Source organism: Frankia umida, assembly GCF_023242945.1.
Taxonomy (GTDB): Bacteria; Actinomycetota; Actinomycetes; order Frankiales; family Frankiaceae; genus Frankia; species Frankia umida.
In genome coordinates this window covers 1-14460 of the sequence record NZ_JALKFT010000033.1, presented here as the reverse complement: position 1 = coordinate 14460, position 14460 = coordinate 1, and the positions used below count along the sequence as shown (strand labels likewise).

Here is a 14460-nt window from a genome sequence, read left to right as displayed (position 1 = left end):
GGCCCGCGGGGTGGTGCCACGACGGTTCGCCGGGCTGCCGGAGCGGGTGCGCAGCGCCGCCGTCCTGGCGCGGGGAGCCGCGGTGCAGCATCGGCCTTCGGTCGGGTTGGCCGGCGGGGCCGAGGTGGACGCGATCAGCGCGGCGTTCGCGCGGACGCGAGGCGGTGGCCGGCGGGTGCTGGTCGGCGGCTTCGGGGGCGGTGGCGGGCGGACGACGGTCGCCGCGGGCCTCGGTCTCGCGATGGCCGCACACCATGGTCATCGGGTGGTCGCCGTTGACGCCTCACCCGACCAGTGCGGGCTGCTGGCACACCGGGTGGGGCTCATCCCGCCAGGTGTCGGCCTGCGTGAACTCGCCGCGGCCCGCCCACCGGTGTCGTCCCTGGACGACGTCCGCCGCTATCTCGCCTCGGATGGTTCCGGTGGCCTCGACGTCCTCGCCGGGATGCGGGACCTCGTCGGCCCGGGGCTCGTGCCCGAGGAACTGGCCTGGTCGCTGGACCTGCTCGGCCACTGGTACCCGGTGATCGTCGCCGACGCGCCCTCCGGCTGGAACCAGCCCGTCCCCGCGACCCTGCTCGCCCGCGCCGACCTGCTGGTGCTCACCGTCCGGGCCGGCGAGGCGGAGATCGCCGGGGCGGACGACGCCCTGACCTCCCTCATCGCGGCCGGCCGCGGCGACCTCGCCACCACGGTGATCGTCGCCGTGGTCGAGACCTACCCGTCCCGGCTCAGTCGCGGCGCGCGGATGCGCCTGGAACATCTCGAGGACCGCGCGTACATCACCGTGCCCGTGCCGTTCGACCCAGCGCTGGCCGACAGCCGCCCGATCAACTGGCTGCGCCTACGTCGCCGCACCCGTTTCGCCTTCCAACGCCTCGCCGGCGCCATCGCCACCGCCCCCCTCCCCGGCAGCGGCCCCGCCCTGGCCCTCGCCCGCCCCGCCCTGACCGCCGCCAGCGCGGACAACCGTCCCGCCAGCATCGGATAGCGACCGCCAGCCGGTTCCGCGGAACCGCCCCCTCAGAACCCGTCCTCCGCCGCGCCGCCGAGGCCGAACTCCGCCTCAAGCGCCGCCGCGGCCTCAACCTCACCAAGCTGGTGCAGGTCGAGGGCGAGGTTGTTGGCGGAGGCCAGGGTGTCGGGGTGGTTGTCGCCGAGGGTGTGGCGGTCACGAATGTGGATGGTGCGGTCAAGAGCGGCGGCGGCCTGGTAATCACCGTGGGCAGTCAGGAAAATGCCGACCTGTCGGACAAGATCGCGGCTGTCGGGGTGAACGGGATCGGTGGGGATGTCTGGATGCAGGGCGGGGGCGGTGGTGAGATGTGTGGACAGCTCCTCCCAGACCTGCCAGTCAGCCGGAATTTCGGGATTGGTATGGCGAAGGCGGGCGGTGAGCATCCGGCGAATGGTGGCGGCGGCCGTATTCCGCTCAGCATCGGACTGTCGGGTGCGGATGACCGCGGCGAGCAGCCGGTGCAGGGTGAGGCTGCTGTCGGTGCGGCGGGCAAGGGAGTAGACGGCGATCGTGTCGAGCGCATCGGAAATCCCGCCGGGAATCTCCGCAGCGCCTGAGCTCTGCCGCGCCCACCATCGGCGGCGGCGTTCTGGCCGTATCATCTCGGCCCGCAACAGTGTGAGCGGGATTGGTTCCGGCGCCAGCTGGGCGCACAGCTCCAGGAGACGGACGGCACCCGGCTGACTCTGCTGGAGCCTTTCCAGGGTGACCGCCCACAGGCTGGCGATGGTGCCGCCGTGGGCAAGATCCGCACCCTTGCCCAGCATCGCGGCCTGCTCCGTCCGGAGCCGGGCCAGATACCGCGCGGCGGAGGTTCCGGTCGCGTCGAGATAGGCGGCGGCCTGTTCCAGCGCGAGTGGTAGATCGCCCAGTACCTCGGCCAGCTCGTCGGCCACACCAGGATCGAGGGCGGGGCGGCGCCGCACGAGCAGCGCGATCGCCTCGGCGCGGTCCATCACGTCGATCTCGAGTGGGTCGGCCAGCGCACCCCAGCCGGTCTGCCGGGATGTGATCAGGGTGTGACCAGGTCCGGTGGGAAGCCACGGCCGCAGCCCGGCCGGAAGTTCGGCGTTGTCGTAGATGAGCAGCCACCGCCGGTGCCGTCCCAGCCAGGTGAGTACCGCGGCGGCATCATCGGCGACCTGGCCGACGGACGGTACGTCCAGCCGGGCCGCGAAGGCGGCGAGCCGCGCCGGGATCAACGCGGTCCGCTCGGCGTCCACCCACAGGACGAGGTCGTAGTCGGCGGCGTGCCGATGGGCGTACTCGATGGCCAGCTGGGACTTGCCGACCCCGCCGAGGCCGTACAACGCGGTAATGGCCACCCGCCGGCCGGCCACGCCCGACGCGGAGCCGGAGCCGGAATCGGCGCGGTGATCGGTGAGCCCGGATCTGATCTGGTCGAGCAGAGGCTGACGGCCGGTGAAGCGGCGCAGCCTCGGCGGCACACTGAACACCACGGGAATCCGGCCCGGGAACACCTCCTCCGCCGCTCCTACCGCCTCCTTCGCCTCGGTCGCCGTTCCGTTCCCTGGCGCCATGCTCGTACCGGGAAATCCCTGGGACTGACGTGCCACGGCGGCGAGGCCGACAGCTTCCAGCAGGCGTCTGCGGGCGAGCGTCTCATCAATGCCACCGTGCAGGTCGCGGTAGCCGATGGTGGCCAGAATGGTCGGTATTCCGACGTCGGTTACGCGCAGCGGGATGATGGCGCGCCTGTTCAGGGCGGCGGTCCATTCCGCGGTGCACCAGTGGGAGTCGAAATAGGTCGGAGAACAGATCGCGATGGTGCTGGCGGCGGCGTCCATCTGGTCGCTGATCCAGGTGACGAAGTTCGCCCCGGCGGGGGAGTCCCATGCCTGCAACCTGACTCGCACCCGCCGGCCGTCCGCCCGGACCTGTTCTTCCAGAACGGCCCCGACCCAGGTGGCCCAGGCCTCATCCGCGCCTGTGTAGGAGACAAAGAAATCCACCGGTTCGACATCGCCCGCCGGGGGCGGGCCGGCCGTGCGCTGTTCTCCTGTGCGCTGTTCCCCCGTGACCACACGGATCAGCCTGACATATCCGCCGCGGATGGTCACCGGTGCGTCACCCCACCATCAAGGGGTGGTGCCGACGGTTCCGCGGAACCGTCACCAGGGTGCGCGGCAATAGGCTGGGCAGCATGGCGCGGGATCTGCTGAAACCGGCGGGGCAGGGTGACCAGGGGGAGGCCGACGCGGAGCTCGCCCGGGTGCTGGCCGCGGCCGGCGATACCGGGCGCATCGACCCGGCGGCACTCACGGTGGCGCTGCGGGAGGCCCGGGTCTTCGTCGGCGTGGAAGCGCAGGCCACCTCGGTCGACGAGACCACCGGAGCCGATCGCGGCAGCGAGATGGCGCTGATCACGCTGCGTACCGCGTCCGGAGCGAGCGCCCTGCCGGTCTTCACCAGCGTCGCCACGCTCGCCGCCTGGCGTCCGGCCGCCCGGCCGGTTCCCGTCGCCGGGCCAGACGCCTTCGCGCAGGCCGCGCAGGAAGGCCTCGGCGCCATGGTGATCGACGTCGCCGGCCCGCACACCGCCAGCCTCGACCTGCTGCCCGCCCGCGAACCCAGCCCCGAGCTCGATGACCAGTCGCTTTCCGCGCTGCGCCCGCCGACCGATCCGGACGGCCCGCTGTCGCGCACCCGCGTGCGGTCCGCACTGCGTGCCCTCGCACTGCCGATCACCGCCTGGCCGGCGGAACTCACGGCGCGGCCCGCCGCCGACCCCGCACCCGCCAGCTCCGCACCCGCCAGCCCCGCCGCCGCCGCTGCCGAGGCCGCTTCCGCCAGCCCTGCCGGTGGAGCCGAGAGCGGTGGGAGGCCGGTGCTGGTCGTGATGCCGCGTGGCCGGGCGGGGCGTCAGCTGGACGGAGTCGAGGTGGCCCGGCTGCTGTCCGAACAGCTCGGCGGCGGATCGGGCATCGCCGTCCTGCTGGTCGGGGCGGGCCTCGGTCAGACCCTGGCGGTGCGCCGCCAGCTCGGTCACGGCCTGCACGCCTGACCTCGCACATCCCGCCAGCTCGACCTGCCCCGGCGGTGCCGCCGCGCCAGCCAGCCGGATCCACGAACAAACCGCCCAGGGGGAGTTCGGGGGTGCGGTGCGTCGGGTGCGAATGATCGTCACTTGGGCGGGCTGGGTGCTAGTCTTGGCAGAGACCGATGCCGGTCGGCTCCAGCTGTCCGACGGTGCCGTCGTTTGCGACGGTTCCGAACGGGGGCGCGGAGCCTGTCCGGCAGGACCAAGCGGGGGTTCGCCCTCCACCCGAGTCACCGGAGTTCCTGCGGGCCTCGTTCGAGGCGGTAGGCGCGGTGGCCGGGTCGCCGGTCGGCCGAGCCGTTCCCGCGGTTGTCGGCCGGGAGCCTGGTGTCACCAGGCTCGGTGCTCCGCTGCGGTGAGGTCGCGCCCGCGCGTCGAGCAACGGAGGAACACATCAGCACAGAGTCCCGCATCAACGACCGGATCCGCGTTCCCGAAGTGCGCCTTGTCGGCGCCGAGGGCGAGCAGATCGGCATCGTCGCGATCGGCGAGGCCATGCGTATGGCCCAGGAGGCCGACCTCGACCTCGTCGAGGTGGCGCCGACGGCGCGTCCGCCGGTCTGCAAGCTGATGGACTTCGGGAAGTTCAAGTACGAGTCCGACCAGAAGCGTCGGGAAGCTCGGAAGAACCAGGTCCAGACCGTCATCAAGGAAATGAAGCTGCGCCCGAAGATCGACCCGCACGACTACGAGACCAAAAAGGGTCACGTCGTGCGGTTCCTGAAGGCCGGCGACAAGGTCAAGATCACCATCATGTTCCGTGGCCGGGAGCAGTCCCGTCCGGAGCTGGGGATCCGCCTGTTGCAGCGGCTGTCCGTCGACGTGGCCGAACTCGGCTATGTCGAGGCCCAGCCCAAGCAGGATGGCCGAAACATGACCATGGTGATGGCCCCGCACAAGGGTTCTTCCACCAAGCCACAGCGGCTGCCGGAGTCCGCGGCTGGCCACCTCTGATCAGGCCTGACCGGCTCGGCCCGGCCTGATCCGTCAGGTCTGGCCACCGCCGGTCCGGGTGCGCCCGATATGGGTACGTTCGGTTAGATGTGCCCGGCCTGTTTTTTGGCCCGGTCTGGCCGGAGACGGCCTGACCTGCGCGGTCGTACCGCATGTGGGCGGGGAGCCCCGTCGCGCGGCGGTATCGCCATGCCGGTCGTTCGACCAACCACGTCCACCGTCAGGATGTTGACATGCCCAAGCAGAAGTCCCACAGCGGCGCGAACAAGCGGTTCTGGATCACCGGCTCCGGCAAGGTGATGCGGCGGCGGGCCGGCCGCAACCACCTGCTCGAGCACAAGTCGAGCCGCCGCACCCGTCGCCTTGAGGGTGAAGTTCCGCTGACCAAGGCCGACGACCGCCGGATCAAGCGCCTGCTCGCCCGCTAGGGCGCCCACACGATTCCGGCCGCACCCGAACGAAGGAGACAGGTGCCCTCATGGCACGCGTGAAGCGGGCGGTCAACGCCCAGAAGAAGCGTCGCACGGTCCTGGAACAGGCCAGCGGCTACCGGGGCCAGCGCTCCAGGCTGTACCGCAAGGCCAAGGAGCAGATGCTCCACTCGATGACCTACTCCTACCGGGACCGTCGCGCGCGCAAGGGCGACTTCCGGCAGCTGTGGATCACTCGGATCAATGCCGCGGCGCGGGCCAACGGCATGACCTACAACCGCTTCGTGCAGGGCCTGAAGCTGGCCGGCGTCGACGTGGACCGCAAGATCCTCGCTGACCTGGCCGTCAACGACGCCGCGGCGTTCGCGGCGCTGGTCGAGGTGGCCCGGGCAGCCCTGGCCGCGGCGCCGGAGCCGAGCGCAGCCTGAACCCCGCACGAGATCGGACGGTGCACGCCGCGGGTGACCCCGCCGTGGCTCCTGCCGCTGTCACCGCCCCTGCCCACGCCCGGGCCGCCGCCGCTGGTGCTGCTGCCGCCCAGGCCAGGGCAGGGGTCGGGGCCGCGGCCGCGGCGATCGGGCCGCGGTCGGTTCGGGTAGGCGCCGCGCGGCGGCTGCACAAGGCCGCCGAACGGCGGGAACAGGGACGGTTCCTGGTCGAAGGCGCGCAGGCGGTCGGCGCCGCGGTGGCGGCGGGCGCGCTGCTCGAGGTGTTCGTCGGGGCTGCCGCCGCGGCACGCCACGAGGCGTTGCTGCGCACGGCCGGTGTTCCGGTCCGGGTGGTCACCGAGGCGGCGGCCGCGGCGCTCTCGGAGACCGTGACCCCGCAGGGGCTCGTCGGCGTCGCCACGCTCCCACGGCATCGGCTCGCGGATCTGGTCGCACCCCGGCTGGTCGCGGTGTGCGTGGCGGCGAACGATCCCGGTAACGCGGGCACCGTGATCCGCAGCGCGGACGCGGCCGGGGCGGACGCGGTCGTGTTCACCGGCAGCGGCGTCGACCCGTTCGGTGGCAAGTGTGTGCGCTCGTCCGCCGGCAGTCATTTCCACCTTCCGGTGATCGTCGAAACAGAGCCGGTCGAGACGATCGCCAGGCTGCGCGCCCAGGGGTGCCGCATCGTCGCCACATCGGGCGGCGCGGCGCGCGACATCGACGCGGCGATGGCCGCCGGCGACCTCGACGGACCGACAGCCTGGCTGTTCGGCAACGAGGCACACGGACTTGACGCGGCCGTGGCGGCTGCCGCGGACGCGACACTTCGGGTCCCGGTGTACGGTCAGGCCGAGTCCCTGAATCTTGCGGTTGCGTCCGCGCTGTGCCTGTACGCGTCGGCGCGGGCGCGGAGAACGGCCGGTACCGAAGGCACCGGAGGAGGTGGTCGGCGGTGGTGAACATCATCGCGTCGACGTCCGCCTCGGAGGGTTCGACCAGCACCGCTGATCCGGCACCAGGCGAGGCCATGACTGCTGACGACGAACCCGCCGGCCCGGCCATGTTGGACGGGCCCCTCCCCGTGGCCGCCTTCGACCTGTTGCCCGACGCCATCGTCGTCACCGACGCGGCCGGCACGGTCGAGGTGTTCAACCGCGCCGCGTCCCGCCTGTTGGGCGTACCCGCGCGTCCCGCGCTGGGGCGTCACCTCACCGAGGTGCTGCCGCTGCTCGACGAACGCGGCAACGACTGGTGGGAGTGCTCGGCGGTCAGCCGCCGGATGCCCCGGGTCGTCGGGCAGCCGGAGCGGCGCCTCACCTACGCGGGGCCCGACCACGACCGGGACTTCCACGTCACCGTCCAGTTCACCCGGGTCGCCGGTCGGCTCGCACGGGTGTCCCTGGCGCTGCGCGACACCTCCAGCCGGGAACGGCTCGAGCGCAACCGGGCCGATCTGGTCGCCACCGTCGCCCATGAGCTGCGCTCGCCGCTGACCAGTGTGAAGGGCTTCACCGCCACCCTGCTCGCCAAATGGGACAGATTCACCGACGAGCAGAAGAAGCTCATGCTCAACACCGTCAACACCGACGCCGACCGGGTGACCCGCCTGCTCGCCGAGGTGCTCGACGTCTCCCGGATCGACTCCGGGCGCATCCAGGTCCGCAAGCAGATCATCGACCTGCCCGCGCGGCTGCGCGCCGTCCTCGAGGGAAAGATCGCCTCCGGCGCGGCCGGGGCCGGCCGGTTCGTCCTCGTCGAAGAGGGCGAACTGCCCGAGATGTGGGTCGATCCGGACAAGCTGGAGCAGGTGCTGCACAACCTGGTCGACAACGCGCTGCGCCACGGAGCGGGTACAGTGACCGTGCTGTTGCGCGGTGAGGAGTCCGGCACGGAGGTGCGCGTGTCCGACGAGGGCGAGGGTGTTTCCGAGGCGAACGCCGCCCGGGTGTTCACCAAGTTCTGGCGCGGTGCCAGCCGCGGCAACGGCACCGGCCTCGGCCTCTACATCGCCAAGGCGCTGATCGAGGCGCATGGCGGCACGATCTCCGTGGGCCGGGCTCCCAGCGGCGGCGCCGAGTTCCGATTTTTCGTGCCCGCCGGCGGTCCGGTCTTCGGCTGAGGTCAGCCGAACCGGGCGTTCCCGGCGGGCGCCCCGGGCCATTCCTGTCTGCGTCACCGACACCACCGGTGAGCGTCACCCCTGGAGAGTTCCGTGCCCGCCCCTGGAGAGACAGTCGACCCGTCCCGGGTCCACTCCCTCGACCCTGACCAGCTGGCCGCGGCCGTCACCGCGGCGCTGGCCTCGATCACCACCGCCACCGATCTGGACGCCCTCGCCGCCGTGCGGACCGCCCATGTGCAGGGCGACAACGCCCCGCTGGTGCTGGCCCGCCGTGAACTCGGCGCGCTGCCGCGGGAGGACCGTGCCGACGCCGGCCGCCGGCACAACGCCGCCCGTGCGCAGGTACAGGCCGCCTACGACACCCGGCTGGCGCAGCTCACCGCCGAACGCGACACCCGGGTGCTGCGCGAGGAACGGGTGGACGTCACGCTGCCGCCCGCGCGGCGCCGTCGTGGCGCGCGCCATCCGCTGAGCTCGCTGTCCGACCGGCTCGTCGACGTGTTCGTCGCGATGGGTTACGAGGTCGCCGAAGGCCCCGAGGTCGAACACGACTGGTTCAACTTCGAGGCCCTCAACATGGCCCCGGACCACCCCGCCCGCAGCATGCACGACACGCTCTACGTCGAACCCGCCGGCTCCGGCCGGCTGCTGCGCACCCACACGTCCCCGGTGCAGATCCGGTCGTTGCTGGCCCGGGACCTGCCCGTGTACGTGGTCGCCCCCGGGCGGACCTACCGCAACGACGCCATCGACGCGACCCACTCGCCGGTGTTCGGCCAGCTCGAGGGCCTCGCCGTCGACGAGGGCATCACGATGGCCGACCTGCGCGGCACCCTCGCGACCTTCGCCGAGGCGCTGTTCGGGACGGGGCTGTCCACCCGGCTTCGTCCGTCCTACTTCCCGTTCACCGAGCCATCGGCCGAACTGGACGTGCAGTGTTTCTCCTGCCACGGCGAGACGGCCCGCCAGCCGTGTCGGGTCTGCTCCGACGAGGGCTGGATCGAGATCCTCGGCTGCGGCATGGTCGACCCGAACGTGCTGCGGGCCGCCGGTGTCGATCCGACTCGTTACAGCGGATTCGCGTTCGGGATGGGCCTGGAACGCGCCGCGATGATCCGCTATGGCGTCCGCGAGATCCGTGACTTCGTCGACGGGGACGTCCGTTTCGGCCTCCCGTTCGGAATCGAGGACTGACGCCATGCTCATCGTGATGTCCTGGCTGCGGGAACACGTTCCCGGTCTGCCGCCCACGCGGCCGGTCGCGGACGCGCTGATCCGCGCCGGTTTCGAGGTCGAAGGGCTGCGCACGGTCGGCGGCGACGTCTCCGGTGTGGTCGTCGGCGAGATCGTCAGCTTCGAGGCGGTCGAGACGAAGAAGAAGACCGTCCGCTGGTGCCAGGTCCGCGTCGCCGACTCGCCTGTCGCCGAGGACACCGCCGGCGCCGCCGCTGCGGCTGGGGCTGGGGCTGGGGTCGAGGATGACGCGGGTGCGGTGCGCGGGGTCATCTGCGGGGCGTTGAACTTCGCGGTCGGCGACCGGGTGGCCGTCGCGCTGCCGGGGGCGGTGCTGCCCGGCGGGTTCGCGATCACCGCACGCAGGACCTACGGCCATCTCAGCGACGGGATGATCTGCTCGGCACGCGAGCTCGGCCTCGGCGAGGACCACGACGGCATCCTCATCCTGGAGCCGTCGACGCCGCTGGGCGCGGACGTCGCGACGCTGCTCGAGCTCGCCGACGAGGTGCTCGACATCGCTATCACCCCGGACCGCGGCTACGGACTGTCCGTGCGTGGCATCGCCCGGGAGGCCGCCACCGCGTTCGCGCTGCCCTTCGATGACCCGGGCCGACCCGAAGCCGCCGTCGACGGCGGTGCCGGAACGTCCGGTGCTGGGACGTCCGGTGCTGGGACGTCCGGTGCTGGGGCCGGCTATCCGGTCGTCGTGGCGGACACCGTCGGCTGCGACCGGTATGTCGCCCGGGTGGTCACCGGTGTCGACCCGGCGGCCGTGACACCGATGGGGTGGGCGCGGCGACTGACGCTGTCCGGGATGCGTTCGATCTCGGTGCCCGTGGACGTGACCAACGCCGTGCTGCTCGGCCTCGGCCAACCGCTGCATGCCTTCGACCGGGCGAAACTCACCGGGACGATCGTCGTGCGCCGCGCCGCGCCGGGCGAGACGCTGCGCACCCTCGACGACGTCGAGCGCGTCCTCGACCCCGAGGACCTGGTCATCGCGGATGAGTCCGGGCCGATCGCGCTGGCCGGGGTGATGGGCGGTGCCAGCACCGAGATCTCGGCGACGACCACCGACATCGTGCTCGAGGCCGCGCATTTCGACCCGATCAGCGTCGCCCGGACCGCGCGGCGCCACCGGCTGTCCTCCGAGGCGTCGCGCCGCTTCGAACGCGGTGTCGACCCGGCGCTGCCCGCGGTCGCCGCCGCGGCCGCCGTCGACCTGCTCGTCTCGCTCGCCGGCGCCACCAGCGAGCCGGGTGTCACCGACATCGATCATCGTCTGGTCACCCCGGTGGTGCCGTTGCCGCTGGGTGAGGCGCAGCGACTGGCCGGACGTCCCTACCCGGTCCAGACGGTGCTGCACCGGCTGGCCGACGTCGGCTGCACCATCTCCGGGGTGACCGAGGACGGGTCGGGGCTGGCCGAAGGGGCAGAGCCGACTGAGGGGTCAGGACTGGCTGAGGGGTCAGGACTGGCTGAGGGGTCAGGACTGCCCGAGGAGGCGGTGCTGGCCGTCGTCCCGCCGCCGTGGCGGCCGGATCTGACCCGGCCGGCGGATCTCGTCGAGGAGATCGTCCGGCTGGAGGGGTACGACACGATTCCGGTGACGCTGCCCCGGCTGCCCGCCGGACGTGGCCTCACCACGGCGCAACGGCTGCGACGAGAGGTGGGGCGGGCGCTCGCGCACGCCGGCTATGTCGAGGTGCAGACGCTGCCGTTCGTCGCCGAGGACGCCGCCGACGCGCTGAGCCTGGCCGCGGACGACCCGCGGCGCGCGGCGGTCCGGGTCGCGAACCCGATCGCCGAGGACGCGGCCTACCTGCGGACCACGCTGCTGTCGGGGCTGATCGGCGCCGCCGTGCGCAACCTCAGCCACGGCCAGCAGGACCTCGCCCTGTTCGAGACCGGCCTGGTCTTCCGGGAGCGCCCCGGCGGCCCGGCGCGGGTCAGCGTCCCACCGGTGGATCGCCGGCCGAGCGCCGACGAGATCGCTGACCTGGACGCGAGCCTGCCCGAGCAGCCCCGTCATCTGGCGGTGCTGCTCACCGGCCGAGCCGAGCCGGCGGGCTGGGCGGGACCGGGCCGAGCGGCTGACTGGGCGGACGCCCTCGACGCCGCCCACCTCGTGGCCGAGGCCCTCGGTCTGAGCCTGACCGTCACCGCCGGTGACACGATGCCGTGGCATCCGGGCCGGTGCGCGGCGCTGTCGCTGGCCGGACGGCCGGTCGGGCACGCCGGTGAACTGCATCCGCGGGTGCTCGCCGACGTGGGTCTGCCGGCGCGGTCGGTGGCGCTGGAACTGGACCTGGACGCGCTGCTCGAGGTCGCCGCGGTCGCCCCGCCGGTCGTCGCACCGTCGATCTCGACCTATCCGCCGGCCGATCGGGATGTGGCGCTGGTCGTCCCCGTCCAGGTGCCCGTCGCGCGGGTCACGGCGGCGCTGCGGGAGGGAGCCGGTGCGCTGCTGGAGTCGCTGACCCTGTTCGACGTGTTCGAGGGCGCGCAGGTCGGGTCGGGGCAGCGGTCGCTGGCCTTCGGTCTGCGCCTGCGGGCCACCGACCGCACGTTGACCGCCGCCGAGGCGAACGAGGTCCGCGACGCCGCCGTCGCGCTGGCCGCCGACCGCACCGGTGCCACCCTGCGCTCCTAGCAGGACCGGCCGGTCCTGGCCGGATTGGCCGGGATTAACCGGAGCGGTCGGGACTAGCCGGAGCGCCAGAAGCGGATGGTGTGGTCCTCGGAGGCGCTGGCCAGGGTGTGGCCGTCCGGGGAGAACGCGACCGACCACACCCCGGCGGTGTGTCCGGACAGGACGGCCACCGGCTGGCGCCCGCCGCTGCCGCTGACATCCCACAGCCGGATGTCGCGGTCGCGGAAGGTGTTGGACGCACTGGCGAGGATGCGGCCGTCCGGCGAGAACGCGACGGTCCGCACCGCGCCGGTGTGCCCGGTGAAGGTCGCTCCCAGGATCGGATGGGTCGGGTCGGCGAGGACGCACAGCCGGACCAGACCGTCGTCACTGGCGCTGGCCAGGGTGCGACCGTTCGGCGCGAACGCCAGCGACCGGATGGGGCCGCCGCTGGTGCACAGGGTCGCCAGGCGCCGCGGGTCGTTCGGCTGGGTGACGTCCCACAGCCAGCTGGACCCGTCCCTGGCGCCGCTGGCGAGCATCCGTCCATCCGGGGAGAAGGCGAGTGCCCACACGCCGCTGTCCGCCCCGGGAAAGGCGCTGAGGCGCTGCGGGTTGGCGGGATCGGACACGTCCCACAGCCAGATCGACCGGTCGGTCCCGCCGGTGGCGACGAGGGGTCGCGCCGGCGAGAACGCCACCGACAGGATGCCGCTGGCCTGCTGGTCGAAGGGGACGGGCAGGGCCTGCGGCCGGGTCGGATCGGCGATGTTCCACAGCCGGGCGATGTGGCTGGCCGGCAGCTGGGCTGCGGTGGCCAGCAGTTGTCCGTCGAGGGAACCGGCGAGGGCGCGCACCGGGGAACCGTCCCGGGGCAGTTCACCGATGGTCGCCGGATGGGCGGGATCGGCGATGTTCCACAGCCGTGCCTCGCCGTCCTCGGTGCCGGTGACGACACTGCCGTCCGGACGGAACATCACCGACGTGGCCGTGTCCGCGCGGGCGGGCAACGTGAGCAGCGGGCGTGCCTTCGACCAGTCGGCCGCCCTGGCCGGATCGTGGCCTGGATTCGGGCTGGGCACCGCCGCCGGCGGCGGGCCCGCACCGCCCGCGGTGGAGCCCTGGCCGCCGAGCAGCACCACACCCGCGAGCACCGCGAGCACCGCCACGCCGAGTACACCCAGAACCGCCGCTGTCCGCGCCCGTTCGCGGCCCGGTCGCCCGCCTGAAGATCCCGTCGCGTCGTCCCGCACGCGTCGGGCACGTGCCCGATCCGCTCTGCCGGCCGCCCCTCGCCCCTCGCGCCGGTGCTGCCGGGACGGCCGGTGAGGGTCGACCGGCGGCGGCGTGGCCGGCGGCAGGGTGGAGGCGTCCGCGGAAGCGTCGGTCGGCGCACCCGGGCGCGCCACCGGTACCGCGGGCGGGATGGTTGTTGCCGTGGGCAGTGCCGCTACCGCGGGCAGAGCAGCCGTGGACGTGGACGCGTGGCCGCTCGTGACGGGGGCCGGTGCTGGCGCTGCGTCCTGCAGGGCGGCGCGGACACCGGGGGACAGGTGCAGGACGAGCCTTACCCGGTCGGTCCAGCCGGGACCATGACTCAGGGTGGCGGCCCGGGCGAGGGCGCGGGCGAACATGTCGGCGTCGCGATGCCGCCTGGTCGGGTCCTTCGCGAGCGCGCGTAACACCACCCCGGCGATCGGGGTGGGTACTCCCGTCAGGGGCGGGGGCGGATCGTGCAGATGCTGCTCCCACAGGGCCTCGACCGACTGGAGCGGATCGAAGGGCGGTCGTCCGGTGAACAGGTGGTAGAGCAGGACACCGAGGGCGTACTGGTCGGTGGCCGGACCGATCCGGCCGCGGCGGATCTGCTCGGGCGCCATGTACATGGGGGTGCCGGAGACGCTGCTGGCGGTGGCCGCGACCCCTTCGAAGATCTTGGCGATACCGAAGTCGGTGACCTTCACCGCGCCATCGGCGGCGAACATGATGTTGTCGGTCTTGATGTCCCGGTGGAGCACGCCGCGGGTGTGCGCGTGCTGCAGGGCGGCCGCGACGGCCAGGCCCACGGCGGCGATCTCCGGCGCGGTCAGCTCGGCGCGGCTGTGGGTGAGGGTGCCGCCGGCGAGCAGTTCCATCACGACCAGGCAGAGCCCCTCGGCCTCCACATAGTCGTGCACACGCACGATGTGTGGATGGTCGAGCCGACCCAGCGCCCGTGCCTCGGCCGCGAACTCCAGGCGGACCGCCTCGGCCCGGTCCGCCTCCATCACCTTGATCGCGACCGGCCGGCCGATCTGCCGGTGCTGGCCGGACAGCACGAGCCCGAACTGACCCGAGCCCAGCCGATCGCCGACCTCGTAGCCGGGCAGGGCGCGCTCGACCCGGTCCCGATCGACGATCACCGCTGTGTCGGGCGGGCATGTCGCCCGACCCTCGTCTCCCCCGTCATCGGATTTGCGCCGTGGATACCCTGGCCTTCAGGCCGGGGAGGAAACGGTGCCCCACGCTGGAACGCATGAGCGAATCCTTTCAGTAGAATAGAAGCATGTCCCGTTACCGTCTCTCTCCGACGCCC

The 14460-nt window shown here is 72.6% G+C and carries 11 protein-coding genes; 9 read left to right on the top strand and 2 right to left on the bottom strand.

What is annotated here, in order from left to right:
• Window positions 1-10: 10 nt before the first annotated feature.
• Window positions 11-991 carry a MinD/ParA family ATP-binding protein gene (locus MXD59_RS21965; protein ID WP_248826537.1) on the top strand — a complete coding sequence of 327 codons (981 nt, stop codon included), beginning with the start codon at window positions 11-13 and terminating at the stop codon, window positions 989-991.
• A 32-nt stretch (window positions 992-1023) separates the two neighbouring features.
• Here MXD59_RS21965 and fxsT read toward each other — a convergent pair whose 3' ends face one another.
• Window positions 1024-3063, bottom strand: coding sequence for an FxSxx-COOH system tetratricopeptide repeat protein (fxsT, locus tag MXD59_RS21960; protein WP_248826511.1), 2040 nt, complete (start codon window positions 3061-3063; stop codon window positions 1024-1026).
• A 119-nt stretch (window positions 3064-3182) separates the two neighbouring features.
• Between fxsT and MXD59_RS21955 the strand changes: the two genes are divergently transcribed.
• From MXD59_RS21955 to MXD59_RS21920, 8 genes are all read left to right on the top strand, one after another.
• Window positions 3183-4043, top strand: coding sequence for an SseB family protein (locus MXD59_RS21955; RefSeq protein WP_248826510.1), 861 nt, complete (start codon window positions 3183-3185; stop codon window positions 4041-4043).
• Window positions 4044-4406: 363 nt separating this feature from the next.
• Complete coding sequence (infC, locus tag MXD59_RS21950) at window positions 4407-5033, top strand: translation initiation factor IF-3 (RefSeq protein WP_248826509.1); 627 nt, start codon at window positions 4407-4409, stop codon at window positions 5031-5033.
• Between the two features lie 233 nt (window positions 5034-5266).
• On the top strand, window positions 5267-5461 hold the full coding sequence (gene rpmI, locus MXD59_RS21945) for a 50S ribosomal protein L35 (RefSeq protein ID WP_163549632.1): 195 nt from the start codon (window positions 5267-5269) through the stop codon (window positions 5459-5461).
• Between the two features lie 50 nt (window positions 5462-5511).
• Window positions 5512-5892 carry a 50S ribosomal protein L20 gene (rplT, locus tag MXD59_RS21940; protein WP_163549631.1) on the top strand — a complete coding sequence of 127 codons (381 nt, stop codon included), beginning with the start codon at window positions 5512-5514 and terminating at the stop codon, window positions 5890-5892.
• A gap of 146 nt (window positions 5893-6038) precedes the next feature.
• On the top strand, window positions 6039-6854 hold the full coding sequence (locus MXD59_RS21935; RefSeq protein ID WP_248826536.1) for a TrmH family RNA methyltransferase: 816 nt from the start codon (window positions 6039-6041) through the stop codon (window positions 6852-6854).
• A 68-nt stretch (window positions 6855-6922) separates the two neighbouring features.
• Window positions 6923-8014 carry a sensor histidine kinase gene (locus tag MXD59_RS21930; RefSeq protein WP_163549634.1) on the top strand — a complete coding sequence of 364 codons (1092 nt, stop codon included), beginning with the start codon at window positions 6923-6925 and terminating at the stop codon, window positions 8012-8014.
• A 93-nt stretch (window positions 8015-8107) separates the two neighbouring features.
• Window positions 8108-9211 (top strand): phenylalanine--tRNA ligase subunit alpha, encoded by a 1104-nt coding sequence (pheS, locus tag MXD59_RS21925; protein WP_163549630.1) that lies wholly within the window; start codon window positions 8108-8110, stop codon window positions 9209-9211.
• Between the two features lie 4 nt (window positions 9212-9215).
• Window positions 9216-11906 (top strand): phenylalanine--tRNA ligase subunit beta, encoded by a 2691-nt coding sequence (locus MXD59_RS21920; protein WP_248826508.1) that lies wholly within the window; start codon window positions 9216-9218, stop codon window positions 11904-11906.
• Between the two features lie 53 nt (window positions 11907-11959).
• Here the strand turns inward: MXD59_RS21920 and MXD59_RS21915 are convergent, their stop codons facing one another.
• The gene (locus MXD59_RS21915; RefSeq protein ID WP_248826507.1) at window positions 11960-14287 is read right to left on the bottom strand and encodes a WD40 repeat domain-containing serine/threonine protein kinase; all 2328 of its coding nucleotides are present in this window, start codon (window positions 14285-14287) and stop codon (window positions 11960-11962) included.
• Window positions 14288-14460 lie beyond the last annotated feature (173 nt).

Excerpts from the sequence above, each read along its gene's own strand:
- MXD59_RS21930 (WP_163549634.1), top strand. The coding sequence starts at position 6,923 with ATGACTGCTGACGACGAACCCGCCGGCCCGGCCATGTTGGACGGGCCC.
- rplT (WP_163549631.1), top strand. The coding sequence starts at position 5,512 with ATGGCACGCGTGAAGCGGGCGGTCAACGCCCAGAAGAAGCGTCGCACG.
- MXD59_RS21920 (WP_248826508.1), top strand. The coding sequence starts at position 9,216 with ATGCTCATCGTGATGTCCTGGCTGCGGGAACACGTTCCCGGTCTGCCG.
- MXD59_RS21955 (WP_248826510.1), top strand. The coding sequence starts at position 3,183 with ATGGCGCGGGATCTGCTGAAACCGGCGGGGCAGGGTGACCAGGGGGAG.
- rpmI (WP_163549632.1), top strand. The coding sequence starts at position 5,267 with ATGCCCAAGCAGAAGTCCCACAGCGGCGCGAACAAGCGGTTCTGGATC.